This window comes from Xanthomonas sp. 3058 (assembly GCF_014199765.1).
In the GTDB taxonomy this organism is placed as follows: domain Bacteria; phylum Pseudomonadota; class Gammaproteobacteria; order Xanthomonadales; family Xanthomonadaceae; genus Xanthomonas; species Xanthomonas campestris_B.
Genome location: NZ_JACHOF010000004.1, coordinates 57,250 through 72,348 on the forward strand (window position 1 = coordinate 57,250; position 15,099 = coordinate 72,348).

The 15,099-nt window shown below is 65.5% G+C and carries 9 protein-coding genes and 1 pseudogene; 2 read left to right on the forward strand and 8 right to left on the reverse strand.

Annotated features, from left to right (window positions below; all coding sequences use genetic code 11):
• Positions 1–65: 65 nt before the first annotated feature.
• From GGR61_RS07430 to GGR61_RS07440, 3 genes are all read right to left on the reverse strand, one after another.
• The gene (locus tag GGR61_RS07430) at positions 66–2,405 is read right to left on the reverse strand and encodes a filamentous hemagglutinin N-terminal domain-containing protein (RefSeq protein ID WP_221237320.1); all 2,340 of its coding nucleotides are present in this window, start codon (positions 2,403–2,405) and stop codon (positions 66–68) included.
• A 51-nt stretch (positions 2,406–2,456) separates the two neighbouring features.
• The gene (locus GGR61_RS07435) at positions 2,457–4,118 is read right to left on the reverse strand and encodes a ShlB/FhaC/HecB family hemolysin secretion/activation protein (protein ID WP_221237321.1); all 1,662 of its coding nucleotides are present in this window, start codon (positions 4,116–4,118) and stop codon (positions 2,457–2,459) included.
• Positions 4,119–4,776: 658 nt separating this feature from the next.
• On the reverse strand, positions 4,777–4,983 hold the full coding sequence (locus tag GGR61_RS07440; protein ID WP_184407170.1) for a hypothetical protein: 207 nt from the start codon (positions 4,981–4,983) through the stop codon (positions 4,777–4,779).
• 107 nt (positions 4,984–5,090) lie between these two features.
• On the opposite strand from GGR61_RS07440, the gene GGR61_RS07445 reads away from it, so the two are divergent.
• Positions 5,091–5,801, forward strand: a complete 711-nt coding sequence (locus GGR61_RS07445) for an rRNA pseudouridine synthase (protein ID WP_184407169.1) — start codon at positions 5,091–5,093, stop codon at positions 5,799–5,801.
• Positions 5,802–6,615: 814 nt separating this feature from the next.
• Here GGR61_RS07445 and GGR61_RS07450 read toward each other — a convergent pair.
• The 4 genes from GGR61_RS07450 to GGR61_RS07465 all read right to left on the reverse strand — a co-directional run bounded on the left by GGR61_RS07450 (position 6,616) and on the right by GGR61_RS07465 (position 10,533).
• The gene (locus tag GGR61_RS07450; protein ID WP_184407168.1) at positions 6,616–7,020 is read right to left on the reverse strand and encodes a response regulator; all 405 of its coding nucleotides are present in this window, start codon (positions 7,018–7,020) and stop codon (positions 6,616–6,618) included.
• 78 nt (positions 7,021–7,098) lie between these two features.
• Positions 7,099–7,581: a hypothetical protein gene (locus GGR61_RS07455; RefSeq protein ID WP_184620994.1), complete on the reverse strand. Its 483-nt coding sequence runs from the start codon at positions 7,579–7,581 to the stop codon at positions 7,099–7,101.
• A gap of 139 nt (positions 7,582–7,720) precedes the next feature.
• Positions 7,721–9,517: a DNA helicase RecQ gene (recQ, locus tag GGR61_RS07460; RefSeq protein WP_184620995.1), complete on the reverse strand. Its 1,797-nt coding sequence runs from the start codon at positions 9,515–9,517 to the stop codon at positions 7,721–7,723.
• 467 nt (positions 9,518–9,984) lie between these two features.
• The gene (locus GGR61_RS07465) at positions 9,985–10,533 is read right to left on the reverse strand and encodes a Dps family protein (RefSeq protein ID WP_184407165.1); all 549 of its coding nucleotides are present in this window, start codon (positions 10,531–10,533) and stop codon (positions 9,985–9,987) included.
• 105 nt (positions 10,534–10,638) lie between these two features.
• Here GGR61_RS07465 and hrpA point away from each other — a divergent pair, with 105 nt between their 5' ends.
• On the forward strand, positions 10,639–14,763 hold the full coding sequence (gene hrpA / locus GGR61_RS07470) for an ATP-dependent RNA helicase HrpA (protein ID WP_184620996.1): 4,125 nt from the start codon (positions 10,639–10,641) through the stop codon (positions 14,761–14,763).
• An 83-nt stretch (positions 14,764–14,846) separates the two neighbouring features.
• On the opposite strand, the pseudogene GGR61_RS07475 reads toward hrpA, so the two are convergent.
• Positions 14,847–15,099 (reverse strand): annotated as a pseudogene (locus GGR61_RS07475) (hypothetical protein); the annotation flags it as partial.

A 15,099-nucleotide genomic window follows, 5' to 3' on the forward strand; every position in this document is an offset into this window, starting at 1 on the left:
TCGCCGCTGCGCGCAGACCACGCAGCGGCCGAAAGGCTAGCGGTGAGTCGACTGCGCTCCCCATGCTAGTTACGGTACGGCTTGGGGGCGCGCATCGGCGCTACGTACGCGGGCGCTTTGACCGGTACCGGTACCGGCTCCGGCGTCACGAACGACAGCGTTTGCGGCGGTTCTTCCGGCGGCGTCACCACCAGCAGGGTTTGCGGCGGCAACAGCGGCAGTTCGGGACGCGGCGGCGGCACGAAGAAGGGCTCGCGGGTGCCCGGTACCGTGGTCGTGCCGGGCGTCGTGGGGTTTGTGGGTGTCGTAGGCGTGGTCGTGCCGGGCGTTGTGGGGTTTGTGGGGTTTGTGGGTGTCGTAGGCGTGGTCGGTGTAGTTGGATTAGCAGGGGTAGTAGGCGTGGTAGGCGTTGTGGGATTCGTAGGGATAGTCGGCGTGGTAGGCGTCGGCACCAAGGCGGTGATGGTGCCCGTGGTATGCGCGACAACCGTGCCGCAGCAGTTCAACGGCAGTGCGAACGCCCCGGCGTTGGTTCCGGCCAGGGTATAGCCGGTGAAGCTGATGCCCTTGCCACTGCCCGCATCGGCGGTGTCGAAATTGGCGCTGGCGCCCGGGCCGGCGACCAGGACCACCCCATCGGGATTGCCTTTCAGCCCGGACAGCGTGGTCGCGGTGGTGCCGTTGAAGGCCTTGTCACCGCCGTTTGCGAACACCAGCATCGCTTGGCTCAGCGCGGCACCCTGGGTCAGCGTGAAGCGGGTGGAATAGTCGGTCGGCGTCGTGTACGAGACGGGGTTGTAGTAGATCCTCACTGGAGCAACGGTGACTGCAGCGGGCGGCGCGAGTGCGTCGAACACGACTGTGCCGCCTTCGATGCCAGGGCCGGTGCCGTCGGTGTCCGCGCTCAGGGTCACGCCCAGCGGCAAGCCCAGACTGCGGGTAGGATCGTTGGTGCCGCGAGTGAGCGTGATGGCACCGCTGATGTTGACGTTATTGGCCGCGCACATCATCAGGTTGCCGTCGGTCACCGTGATCGACGCACGCTGGTTGATGTCCCGGCCTGCGCTGAGCAGCACGCTGCCGTTGGTGGTGGTGATGGCGGAGTTGACGTTGACGTCCTGGCCGCAACACACCGCCAAGTTGCCGTTGGTGGCGTTGATGGGCGCATTGATGTCGACGTTGCGGTTGGCGGTCAGCGTCAGCGTGGTGGGGCCGCCGCTGGCTGACCAGACGATTGCATCGTTGACGAAGATGTCGCCGTTTTCGGTTCCCGCTCCGCTGGTGGTGATCTCGACATTGTTGGTCACCAACTGGGCAGACAGCGTGGAGCCGGCGATGTTGTCGCCGGGTGCGCTGCCCACTGTGAAGTCCTGCGGATCGATCAGCCAGCGACCGTTCCTGCCAGCGGCCGCAGCGGTGGTGATGCGGGCGCCTGCGCCAACGCTGACCTTGGCGGCCGAGGTCTCCACGAAGCCTCCGTCGCCACCGTTCGGTGCGCTGGCGTCCAGCACGCCACCGACCGTGACCGTGCCGCTATGCATGTCTGCCAGCAGCAGGATGGTGCCGTTGCGTTGCTCGATGGTTCGCGCCTGGACGACGCCGGTGTTGTTGACCGAGGTGTGCATCAGCATGTCGGCGGACTGCGCCGTCATCAGTACGCGGCCGCCATCGGCGCGGACGATCCCGCCGTTCTCGGCCAGCGCATTCATTGCGCCCGCCGACACCGCCACGTTCAACAGTCCATCGCCGGCCATGTCCAGGGTGACGGCCTCGCCTGCTGCCAGCGCCACCGTGCCCAGCCGGGCGACGATCAGCCCCTGGTTGCTGACGCTCCTGCCCATCAGTGCCACGTAGCCGCCATCACCGGTGGTGATGTTGCCCTGGTTGACCACCGAGCCGGAACCTGCGCCGGTGAAGGCGTATCGTCCCGCCTGAAAATCGGCGTCGCTGATGTTCATGGTCGAGGCCACGAGTCCGCCGACGTTCACCGACGAACCCTTGCCAAACAGAATGCCATTGGGATTGAGCAGGAATACCTGACCGTTGGCGGAGAGGTTGCCAAGGATCAGCGACGGGTTCGCCCCGAGCACGCGATTGAGCGCGATGGAGCTGGCGCCAGGTTGCACGAACTGCACCGATTCGCCGGAGCCGATGCTGAAGTCCTGCCAGTTGATCGACGCCTTCTGCGTGGTCTGGGTGATGCGGGTGTTCCCGCCGGACTGATCGATGGTGGCCGTGCCGGTGGTCACCACGCCCCCCGACGGCGGCGCTGCATGCAGCGATGGAGCCAGCGCCAGCAGCAGCGCTGCCGACAGTGCATGGGTGACCATGCGATCGAGCCCGCGGCGGTGCGCGTTGGCGGTTGCCGGGCCGGTGGCCTGGCTTGAAGCTTGGACAAGGTTCATGGGTGATCCTTCGAATGTCTGGATGAAGCGAATGCGGCGAAAAGGCGAGGATCAGAAATACTTGATGGCCTGGATCCAGAAGCGCCCGGACTTGTCCGGCGCGGAAACCGCGTCTTCGCCGCCCAGCTTGCGTGCGTAGTAGGTTCTGACCGCGAAGTTGCCCTGCATCTCCCAAATGGCGCCGACGCCTGCACCGCTCAGGGTGCGGTCGTTGGACCCGGCGAACCACGGATCCCGGTTGCTGGTGATCCGGCCGGCGTCGATGAAGCCGACCAGGTGAACCTGACCGGGCACGCGCTCGCTCAGCCCCGGCATCAGCAGGCGCGCTTCGAGGTTGAGCAGCAGGCCTTCGTCGCCGAAGCCTTCGCCCTGCGGATAGGCGCGCACGCCGTCGATTCCGCCCAGCACGATCTTCTCGTAGGGATCCAGGTTGCGCGATGCGATCTGTCCGCCGATCGCCGCATACAGCGAAACCAGCTCGGAGACCCGCTGCAGGCGCGATGCGTTGAAGGCCAGCTTGGTGTAACCGCCCTGGCTACGTGCGGTGGCCGCGTCGGCCGTGCGCGCTGCCGGCGTCTGGATGTCGAGGGTGCCAACGGACAGACCAAGGTAGAACGTATTGGCGCCGCCGCCGCCGACATTGTCGTAATGGTTGCCGTACAGGCTGGCGGTGGCGACTTGCGCCTTCTTGTCGACCACCGAGTTGATCAGGTCGATTCGATCCTCGAAGGTCCGGTGTTCGTACATCAGGCCCGCGTAGAGATTGGTGTCGCGCGAACGGATCAGCGCAACCGAACCGAAGATGCTGGCGATGTCGGCAGTACCGTGCGCGCCGAGGCCCTTGTATTGCTCGCCCAGCTCGTAGTCGAGCCTGCTGTACGCCACGCCTGCGGTGACCCGGCCGAACGGCATCTGGTACGCAGCGCGGCCGTAGGTCAGGCCCGAGCCGGAGGTCAGCACGCGCAACGAGGCCACGTCGCCGCGTCCCAGCGGATTGTTGAGGTTGACCGTGCCACCGACGCGGTACTCCCCGGTGTACGGGTTGCCGGCGTTGTCGGCATCGACGCTGCCGGTGACACGCCGGCCCGGGGCGATGTCCACGATCAGGTCGGAACTGCCCGGCGCCTGGCCTGGTGCCATCGTCGACTGCGCGACAACGCCGGGGATGTCCGATAGCAGCAGCAGGCGGTTTTCGATCGGCTTGATGGTGAGCGGAGCGCCGCTTTCCAGCCCGGCCAGGCGGCTGTTGGCCACGTCGTCGGCCAGGCCGCTGTGGTTGCGCAGGACGACTTGTCCGAGCACCCCTTCGCTGACCGCGATGGTCAGCGTATGCAGGGTGACGTCCTGCGGCGGAAGATACGCGCGTGCGACGAAGTAACCATGGTCGCGGTAATGCTTGGTGACGCGCGCGGCCATGGCCTGCATCTGCGCCAGCGTCAGCCGGGTGCCTGCGGTGAAACCGGTAAGGGCGACCAGCTCGGCGTCTAGATACGCGCTAGCGCCGGTGACCCGTAGCTGGTCGATCACGACGCTGGGAGCATCGGCGGCTGCGGTCGCGACCGCAGCGGTGCCGTCCTCGATACGGATCTGGGGCGACGTTTGCTGCGGAGGCGTTGGTGTCGGCAGCTGGCGCAGCTGGCTGCCCGCTCCAGGCAACTGCTGGGCGAGCACTCCGTGGCTGACGGCGAGCAGCATCAACGGCAATAGTTTCATTCTTGGATTCATGGTCTGCGTCCTGACTGGTAGCGGCCACCGCTACATCTGCGTGGCAGATGCGTCCGGAGCGACCGTGTCGCGTTGATGGGAAGTGTTCGACCGGCACGGCACGTCCGGCGGGAGGCAAGACGGCTGGACGCAGACACAGCGATTCCCCGCAGTCGCGATGGCGAATGCAGGGACCTAGGGTGCTACGGGTGTCTTCTGTTCCGGGTCTGGGCAGTCCGCGCCGATTCCCCGGCAACGCGTTCTTCCAGCTGATGTGGCGATGGTCCAACGGCACGGACGGACCGTGGCAAACCACTGCGCGTTATGACGTATGAAAAAATTGCGTATCAGTGGTTGCGCTATTAAGAACCCAATTCACGCGAATATTTTGTGATTCATTCAAGGAATCTGCCGTGATGCCGAGTGCGGTTCAGGTTGCTACAGTTCCGCCGCACGCACCAGCGCGCATCTTGGAGCCTCTGCGTGGGATCGCATCGGCGTCGCTCACGCCTGAATGAGACGGCGCAGCCTGCGCGCGCCGTCGTTGGCCGAGGCGATAGAGCCTGCGTAACGCGGCATCGCACTGCGCTGTCGGCGTGCGCCATTGCGAGCGCCCTGGTGCTCAGCACCCAGGCTTGCGCAGGCGCACCCGCAGACCGGTTCGGGGTCAGCTTTCCAACGCAGCGAGGACCTCGGCGTGCAGCTGTTCGGCGGCTGCTTCGCTGTTGAAGCGCGCGATGACTTCTTCGCCCGAGAGCATTCCCACCCGGACCGAGTGGCAGTACGAGCCGAAGTTTTCCCCGGCGTTGAACGGATCGTTGACGACGCAGATGTGGGCGAGGCGGATCCGGGTCGTGCCGAACTTGATGAACATGTGGGGTCTCCTGGGTGAACGCCGATTTTCCCACGTCGATAGGCGGCGCAGAAGCACATTGTGCGCTATCGCCCGTACACTGCCGGGCCCGATGCAGAGCCGCCCCGATGTCCGATCCGATCCGTCTCGATAAATGCGTTGCCGCGCTGTTCGGCTGCTCGCGCGGCGAGGCCCAGCAGTACATCGAGGGCGGCTGGGTCAGTGTGGACGGTGTGGTGGTCGAAGAGCCGCAAGCGTTGGCGACTGCAGCGCAGGTGACACTGGCCCCGGATGCAGTGCTCGAGCCGGCCGAGCCCGCCACCCTGCTGTTGCACAAGCCGGCAGGGATGACTGCGGAAGCTGCCTTGGGACTGGCGACACCGGCTGCCCGCAGCGACCTGGACCAGTCCGGCACGCGTGTGCTGAAGCGGCACTTCCTGCGCTTGGCTACACCGTTACCGGTGGAAGACGAAGCCAGTGGGTTGCTGGTGCTGAGCCAGGATGGTCGCGTGTTGCGCAGGCTCAGCGCCGATGCCAGCGCGATCGAGCAGGAATTTCTGGTCGAAGTGCGTGGCGAGTTGCGTCCGTATGGAATGGCGCGCCTTGCGCACGGGCTGGTCTACCAAGGACGCAGCCTGTCGCCGTGCAAGGTCAGTTGGCAGAACGAAGAGCGGTTACGGTTCGCGATCAAGCATGTGCACCCCGGCCAATTGCGCCACATGTGCAGCGAGGTCGGGCTGGAGGCGGTCAACATCCGACGTCTGCGGGTTGGTCGCGTGTCGCTTGGCAAGCTCGCCATTGGGCAATGGCGCTATCTGCCGGCAGGTGAGCGCTTCTGATTGCCGTGGCGCGCGCGCAGGCCGCTGCAAGCAAATGAGGAAGAACGCTCGGCACTGCTGTAGTGCCTGGCGCAGCTGCCGCAACCGCACTTGATGCCTGTCTGCTCTGTATGTGCAGGCGCACACAGCGGCGATGCGTGACCCGAGATGAGCTCACCAACGCGGTCCGTTCGCCAGTGGATTGCAACCTGGCGAGGATGTGCATGCGCACACCGTCGTTGCGGCGCTTGATCCTTACTTCTTGTTGCGCTTTTTCTTGGCCCGGGTTACCAGCCAGAAAACCACGCCGATGATCGCAACGACCAAGATGACGAACGCCGGTGACAGAAACGAATTGTCGCCCATGGAAATCTCCTGAATTCTTGTGCAGCGAAAAGCTGCATTCGAACTAGCCTAGCGAGCGATCTGCTTGATCGCGTGAAATAGCAGGTATGCGGACTACCGAATGCATCAGCGATGCGCGTGGGGGTGTCGTTGCGACACAGCTGCTGATGACGCACGCGAGGTCATCGCTAATGCCTTGCACGCAGATCCTCGCAGCGTCGACTGATGCGAGCTTCAAACGCGAGGCGATGCTTGTGGTGCCAGCTCGCTGCGATCGAGGGGTTGCAGTGCAGGCGGCGTGCGTCCATGCACAGCGATGCGCGCCCGTTACAACCGGACATGGGACAAGAGGTTCTAGCGCTGCGCCGATGCAATTCAGACCAACGCGCGCGTGATCGGTGTCTACATGGCGTTGAAACGACATGCCTCGGCCATAGCGAAGACGCCGATATCCATCACCACGACCTGCATCAAGGCGCCATCACCAGCATCACGCAACCGGAGTCGACAGCACCCGGTGCTTTGCCATCACGCTGCGAATCGCGGTCAGCAATTGCTCGGGCGTGTAAGGCTTTTCCAGAAACGCCACACCATCGGGCAGGATCTCTTCCACGTATTCGACCGCCAGGCCCGAGGTCAGCAACACCGGCAGGTTGTACGGCGCGTGCGCGGTCTTGACGGCCAGGTCCACGCCGGTCAGACCGCCAGGGAAATGGATGTCGGAAAACAGTACATCGACGCGCGGGTCGCTTTCGATCAAGCGCAAGGCTTCTTCAACCGAGCCGGCACTGCGGCAGGTGAAACCATAGCTCTCCAGCACAAGGCAACTGAGTTGGCGTGTACCGTCGCCGTCTTCGACGACGAATACAATCGGCCGTTCCTTGTTCTGTGGCATGCGCATGTCTCGTGAGGCAGGCCTCATTTTCAGCGATGCGGCAGTGAACCCTCTGTCAATGCAGACGGGGCTGTATGGTTACCAGCCGAACGGGCCGGGGCCGTAACCGCCAGGCCCGTAGCGAGTTCCGAAGACCGGGCCTTCGCCACGCCCGACGCTGATGCTGACGCCGATCTGATGGGCTTTGCCGTCGTCGTCGTAGTAGGTCTTGCAGGAGTTCAGATTGACCGCCTGCCAATTGCTGTTGCCGCCGCGGTTGGAGTAGCCGATGCCGGTCTCTACGGCACCATGCAGCTTGCCCTGGCACTGCTCCGCACGTTCGGCAGCGATCGAGGCGGCACTGGGTACGCTCAAGGCGGGCTTGGGGCCGGTCTTGTCGCCATAGAAGGTGCCCGGCGGGTCGGTGCTGTATTCAGGGTCCGAGCGGTACTGCATCGGCGCCTGCGGAATGCTCAGGTCCAGCGCGCGTGCCGTGCCGGGCTCGGCACGGCCATCGCCGGCCTGGGCGAGTGCGCTGCCGGCAGCGAACAGAGTTGCCAGAAGAAGCAGGCTGCGTTTCATCGGTTGGACTCTACTAAGAGGGACTGACAGCGCGTGCCAGATCGCCTTGTGAAACTAGCAACGGCTGATTGAATGCGCGCTGTCGATTGTGCGGATTGTTTGTGCCAGCGCCGCCACTGCGATACCACGCGCTGTTGCATCAGCCCTGCTCGCGCACGATCTCGATCAGCTGCGCGCCATAGCGGGCCAGCTTGCCGCCGCCAATGCCGCCCACGCGCGATAGCGCATCGATGCTGGTGGGCCGTTGTTCGGCGATGTTGCGCAGCGTGCTGTCGTGGAAGATCACGAAGGCCGGCACGTTCTGTTCCTTGGCCAGTTCCGCGCGCAGGCCGCGCAAGGCGTTGAACAGCACCAGATCCTGCGGCTGCACCGGGAGGCCGGTACGTTGCGCGCCGCGCTCGCGTCCGGCTGCCGGGTTCTCGCGCCGCATCATCACCTGGCGCTCGCCCTTGAGCACCTGGCGGCTGGCGTCGGTGAGGCGCAGGCCGCCGTGGCCTTCGCTGTCGACCTCCAGCAGGCTGGCGGCCACCAGCTGGCGGAACACCCCGCGCCAGGTACGCTCGTCCAGGTCGCGGCCGATGCCGTAGGTGCTCAGCTGGTCGTGGCCAAGCTGCTTGATGCGCTCGTTCTCGCTGCCGCGCAGGATGTCGAGCAGGTGGCCGACACCGAAGCGCTGCCCGCTGCGGTACACACAACTGAGCGCCTTCTGCGAGGCCACGGTGGCGTCCCAGGCGGCGGCCGGCGTCAGGCAATTGTCGCAGTTGCCGCAGGGCTTGGGATACGTCTCGCCGAAGCCGGCCAGCAGCACCTGGCGGCGGCATTGCATGGATTCGCAGTAGCCGAGCAGGTGATCGAGCTTGGCGCGCTCCAGACGCTTGCGCTCTTCGGCCGCCTCGCCCTGTTCGATCATCTGCTTGAGCAGCACCACGTCGCCCAGGCCGTAGCAGAGCCAGGCTTCGGCGGGGTCGCCATCGCGGCCGGCGCGGCCGGTTTCCTGGTAGTAGCCTTCCAGCGATTTGGGCAGGTCCACATGCGCGACGAAGCGTACGTCCGGCTTGTCGATGCCCATGCCGAAGGCGATCGTGGCGGCCATGATGATGCCGTCCTCGCGCAGGAAACGGCGCTGGTTCTGCGCGCGCACCTCGGCTGGCAGGCCGGCGTGGTAGGGCAGGGCATTGAAGCCTTGTGAGCAAAGATGCTGCGCGGTTTCTTCGACCTTGCGCCGCGACATCGCATAGACGATGCCGGCCGAGCCGCGATGTCGGCCCAGGAATTCCTGCAGCTGCTTGCGCGCGTTGTCCTTCTGCACCACGGTGTAGCGGATGTTGGGGCGGTCGAAGGAACTGACGAAATGGCGCGCGTCGACCAGGTCCAGCCGCTCGGCGATCTCGCGCTGGGTCGGCGGATCGGCGGTGGCGGTCAGCGCCATGCGCGGGATATGCGGCCAGCGCTCGTGCAGCACGGTGAGCTGGCGGTATTCGGGGCGGAAGTCGTGGCCCCATTGCGACACGCAATGCGCCTCGTCGATGGCGAACAGCGCGATGCGGCTGCGTTCCAGCAACGACAGGAAGCGCGGCGTCAGCAGCCGTTCCGGCGCGACATAGAGCAGGTCCAGATCGCCGGACAGCAGGGCGCGCTCGACCCGCTGTGCGTTTTCGGCGTCCAGTGTGGAGTTGAGGAATTCGGCGCGCACACCGAGCTGGCGCAAGGCTTCCACCTGGTCTTGCATCAACGCGATCAGCGGCGAGATGACAATGCCGATGCCATCGCGCAGCAGTGCCGGCACCTGGTAACACAGCGACTTGCCGCCACCGGTAGGCATCAGCACCAGTGCGTCGTTTCCAGCGGCGACGTGTTCGACGATGGCCTGTTGAGGACCACGGAAATCGTCGTAACCGAAGACGCGGCTGAGCAGTTCGTGAGCGGGAGAAGACATCGCTCTAGGATACCGCGCAGGTCAAGCCCTGGCCGGTGTCATGCCGACGGTGTTGCGCAATGCGGTATCGGGGAACGCCGCGATGTGGTCGACGTGGCGAACACCGCCTGGCGGATGCGCTGGACGCAGGTCGTGCGGCGCGGGAGATGCCAGGCAGCCGATGCGGTTGTCACGATCAGGGCTGCGTTGGCGTACCCTCACCCGCCCTTCGGGCACCCTCTCTCGCAGGCGGGAGAGGGGCTCCCCATCGCAGCGATTGACTGCCTGCCCGCCGACTGCCTGCCCACCGCGATGCTCGATTGCCTGCCTTCTCCCGCTTGCGGGGGAAGGTGCCCAAGCGGATGGGGGCAGCCATCACCGCCGGGCGATCAAGACAGTTGCGCTCTCCCGCAGGCGGGAGAGACTTGCTACCTTGCACCTGACAACTGACTGGTCGGGCAATCCATCGCCCAGTAGCGCACAGCGCCTTACTGCAAGAGCGAGCGCAGCATCCAGGCGTACTTTTCATGGGTCTGCAGGCGCTGGGTCAGCAGGTCCACGGTCGGGTCGTCGCCGGCGTCGTCGGCGGTGCCCAGCACCTTGCGGGCGGTGCGGCAGACCGCTTCGTTGCCGCTGACCAGTTGGCGCACCATCTCACGCCAGTCGGCGCTGTCGCTCAGTCCCTGTTCTTCCGGGATCGAGGTCAGGGCGACGAACTCGCTGTAGGAGCCCGGCGCGTTGTAGCCCAGGGCGCGGATGCGCTCGGCCACTTCGTCCAGCGCGGCCCACTGCTCGGTGTACTGGGTTTCGAACATGGTGTGCAGCGAGTTGAACATCGACCCGGTGACGTTCCAATGGAAGTTGTGGGTCTTCAGGTACAACGTGAAGGCGTCAGCCATGTAGCGGGCCAGGCCGTCGGAGATGCGCTTGCGATCGCTGTCCTTGATCCCGATATCGATGTGAGGTGCGGATGCAGCGGCAACCGGCAATGCGTCGTTGACGACGACGGGCTTGTTGGCGTTCTTCTTCTTGGACATGGGATGGTTCTCCTGAGGAAACAGATATCTGGTGGAACTGATATGGCGTCACAATAGACAAGCTAAAGGATCATCTGTCATTCAATCTTTCACATTTTTCCATCAATGAGCGCTATCGATACCGATCTTGCCAACACCTTGCGTGAGCGCCGCCGCGCCGTCGATGGCGCGATGAGCCGCGACCGTGGTCGTTTGCTGGGTCTATGGTCACGCTGGCAGGGCAAGCCCGGCAACCTGCAGGTGCGCGAGGCGTTCGAGCAGGCGCTGGCCACCTCGCAGGCGCAGCGCCAGGCGCGTGCCGAGCAGCAGCCGGCGATCACGCTGGATACGCAACTGCCGATCGCGCGCGAGGCCGAGCGCATCATCGCGCTGATCCGTGACCATCAAGTCGTGGTCATCGCCGGCGAAACCGGGTCGGGCAAGACCACGCAGCTGCCCAAGCTGTGTCTGGCGGCCGGGCGCGGTGCGGCCGGCATGATCGGCTGCACCCAGCCGCGCCGGATTGCGGCGCGTGCGGTGGCTGCGCGTGTGGCCGAGGAGTTGAAGACGCCGTTGGGCACCACGGTGGGCTTCCAGGTGCGCTTTACCGACCGGGTCAGCGAGCAGTCGCGGATCAAGTTCATGACCGACGGCATCCTGCTGGCCGAGATCGCCAGCGACCGCTGGTTGTCGGCCTACGACACCATCATCGTGGACGAGGCGCACGAGCGCAGCCTCAATATCGATTTCCTGCTCGGCTATCTCAAGCAGCTGCTGCAGAAGCGCTCGGATCTCAAGTTGATCGTCACCTCGGCCACCATCGACACCGAGCGCTTCGCGCAGCATTTCGACAATGCGCCGGTGATCAATGTGGAAGGCCGCACCTTCCCGGTGGAGGTGCGTTACCGCCCGCTGGAAGGCGATGCGGGCGACAGCGGCGACAGCGCACAAGACAATGGGCGCGATGGCGAACGCACCGTCAACGATGCGATCGTGGCAGCGATCGACGAGATCACCCGCATCGACCCGCGCGGCGATGTGCTGCTGTTCCTGCCGGGCGAACGCGAGATCCGCGATGCGCACCAGTCGCTGGAACGACGCAAGTACCGCGAAACCGAAGTGGTGCCGCTGTACGCGCGGCTGTCGGCGGCCGACCAGGACCGGGTGTTCAATCCGGGCCCGCGTCGGCGCCTGGTGTTGGCCACCAATGTGGCCGAAACCTCGCTGACGGTGCCGCGCATCCGCTATGTGGTGGATCCAGGCTTTGCGCGTATCAAGCGCTACAGCCCGCGGCAGAAGCTGGATCGCCTGCATATCGAACCGGTCTCGCAGGCCAGCGCCAACCAGCGCATGGGCCGTTGCGGGCGTATCGCCGAAGGCATCTGCTACCGCCTGTATGCCGAAGCGGATTTTGCCGCGCGCCCGGCGTTTACCGACCCGGAAATCCGCCGCGCGTCGCTGTCGGGCGTGATCCTGCGCATGCTGCAACTGGGGCTGGGGCGGATCGAGGATTTCCCGTTTCTGGAAGCGCCGGACGAACGCGCGGTGGCAGATGGTTGGCAGCAGCTGCTGGAGCTCGGCGCGATCGATGGCGAGCGCCGTCTCACCGCCATCGGCCGCCAGATGGCGCGCCTGCCGGTGGACGTCAAACTGGCGCGCATGCTGGTGGCGGCGCAGCAGCACGGCTGCCTGCGCGAGATGATCATCATCGCTTCGTTCCTGGGCATCCAGGATCCGCGCGAGCGCCCGCCCGAAGCACGTGAAGCAGCCGACAACGCGCATGCGCTGTTTGCCGATGCACGCTCGGAATTCGTCGGCATCCTGCGCCTGTGGGAGGCGTACCGACAGGTGCACGAAGATCTCACCCAGTCCAAGTTGCGCGACTGGTGCAACCGGCATTTCCTCGGGTTTTTGCGCATGCGCGAATGGCGTGAGCTGCATCGGCAGCTGCGCCTGTTGTGCGAAGAACTGGGTTGGAGCGAGGAGCCGGCCGCTGCGATGCTGGCGCCATTGCTGGCCGGTGCCAGCGCGCCTGCGCGCGAGGACGGCCACAACGCCAACCGGCCGACGCGCGGGCAGTTGCATCGCGCTGCGCGGCTGGCGCGCGAAGGCAAGCCGGATCCGAACGCGTCACCTGCACAACAGCACACGTCTGCCGCTGTCAGCAAGCAGGCCGAAGCTGCCGAGGCGTCGGCGCGCACCAGCGAGCGCGAACGCGCGGCGGCGTATCAGGCCTTGCATCGCGCGCTGTTGGCCGGCCTGCCCACGCAGATCGGCCATCGCACCGAAAAAGGCGACTTTCTCGCCGCGCGCCAACGCCGGTTCGTGCCGTTCCCCGGCTCGGCCTTGGCGCGCAAGCCGCCGCCGTGGATGCTGGCTGCCACGCTGCTGGATACGCAAAAAGTCTGGGGCATGACCAATGCCGCGATCGAGCCGGATTGGGCGATCGCCGAGTTGGGGCATCTGCTGGCGCGCAAGCATTTCGACCCGCACTGGTCGCGTGCGCAGGGGCAGGTGGTCGCCTCCGAGCAGATCAGCCTGTTCGGGCTGGTGCTGGCGCCGAAGAAGCCGGTGCATTTCGGCAAGATCGACCCGCCCGCCGCGCATGACTTGTTCGTGCGCCAGGGCCTGGTGACGGGCGAGATCACTACGCGTGCGGCGTTTATCGCCGACAACCTCAAGGTGCTGGAACAGGCGCGCGAAGAAGAAGCCAAGCTGCGTCGCGCGGGCATCGTTGCAGACGAAGACTGGCAGGCGCGCTGGTATCTGGATCGCATTCCGGCCGAACTGCATTCGGCCAGCGGGCTGGATGCCTGGTGGAAGACCTTGCCGCCGGACAAGCGCCGCAGCCTGCACTGGACGTTGAACGATCTGTTGCCGGGCGAAGGCAGCGAGGCCGATCGGTTTCCGAAGTACTTCCCGCTGGGCGATGCGCGGCTGCCGCTGCATTACCGCTTCGAGCCGGGCGCCATCGATGATGGCGTGACGCTGGATGTGCCGCTGCACCTGCTCAATGCGCTGGATCCGGCGCGGCTGTCATGGCTGGCGCCGGGCTTCGTTGCCGACAAGGCATCGGCGTTGATCCGCAGCCTGCCCAAGGCGCAACGGCGCAACTATGTGCCGGCGCCGGATTTCGGACGCGCGTTCTACGAGGCCTACAGCATCGCCTCGGCCGACGATATCCGGGGCGAGCTGGCGCGCTTTCTGACCAAGGCCACCGGCACGCAGGTGGCGGCGCTGGATTTCGACGAAGAGTCGCTGGACACGCATCTGCTGATGAACCTGCGCCTGCGCGACGACGACGGCAAGGTATTGGCCGAGTCGCGCGATCTGGACGGATTGCGCGCACGCTTTGGCGAGCGTGCGGGCCAGGCCTTTGCCGCGCGCGCAGGCCGTGCCCTGGCGGCCGAGGGCTTGCGCGATTTTCCGTCCACGCCGATTCCCGAACAGGTCGCCGGCGAAGCCGGTGTGCCGGCGTATCCGGCGTTGGTGGATCAAGGCGACGACGCAGCGCTGCGCATCTTTGCCGATCGCAAAGAAGCGGCGCAGGCGCACCCACGCGGCGTGCGCCGGCTGCTGGAAATCGCGCTGGCCGACAAGATCAAACAGGCGCGCAAGCAGCTGCCGGTGTCGCCCAAGACCGGTCTGCTGTACGCGGCGATCGAATCGCAGGAGCGCCTGCGTGGCGATCTGGTCGATGCCGCGCTCAACGCGGTACTGGCCGATGGCCTGGGCGCGATTCGTGACCCTGGCGGCTTTGCGCAGCGCCGCGACGAGGCGATCAAGCGCCTGTTCGGCGAGGCGATGGAGCGACTGAAACTGGCCGAAAGCATTCTCGGCGCCGTGGCCGAGCTCAAGCCCTTGCTGGAAGCACCGTTGATGGGCTGGGCGCGCGGTAATCTGGACGATATGGAGCAGCAGCTGCGTGCGCTGGTGCATGCCGGTTTCCTGCGCGACACACCGGCCGAGGCGCTGGCTAATTACCCGCGCTATCTCAAGGCGATGATCCTGCGGACCGAGCGCGCCAAACGCGATCCGGCCCGCGACCAGGCGCGCATGCTCGAACTCAAGCCGTTCGTAGATGCGTTGGACGAGGCGGCGGCGCGTGGTTTGCAGCAACGCGATGAGTGGCAGTCGCTACGCTGGGATCTGGAGGAATTGCGCGTATCGGTGTTTGCGCAGGAGCTGGGCGCAAAGTCGGGTGTGTCGGCGAAGAAGTTGTCGCAGCGGGCGGCTGCGTTGCGTACGTGAGTGGCGCTGGATATGCCAAGGATGATGGCTTGCCGTCCTCCTTGGCGCACTGATCCATGCGCACGACATCCGTTGGCCGCTCTGACGCCGGGAATCTGCGACAGCGCTTCGGCGACGTTGGGACTGGCAAACTTGCCGATGTCATCGGCGGTGATCGCTTCGGCAAGACCGGTGCCGGTGCCTCGGGAGTCGAGCGATTTCCAGGCCGGCAGCGATGCCGACCCCTTGCGACGCATCAAGATCGGTCGCCGGTCGGGCACCGGCGTCTTGGCCTTGCGCAGCCAATGCCGGCGACAACGCGATCGCGCTGCACAGCAGGGTGGTGCGGTAGCTCAT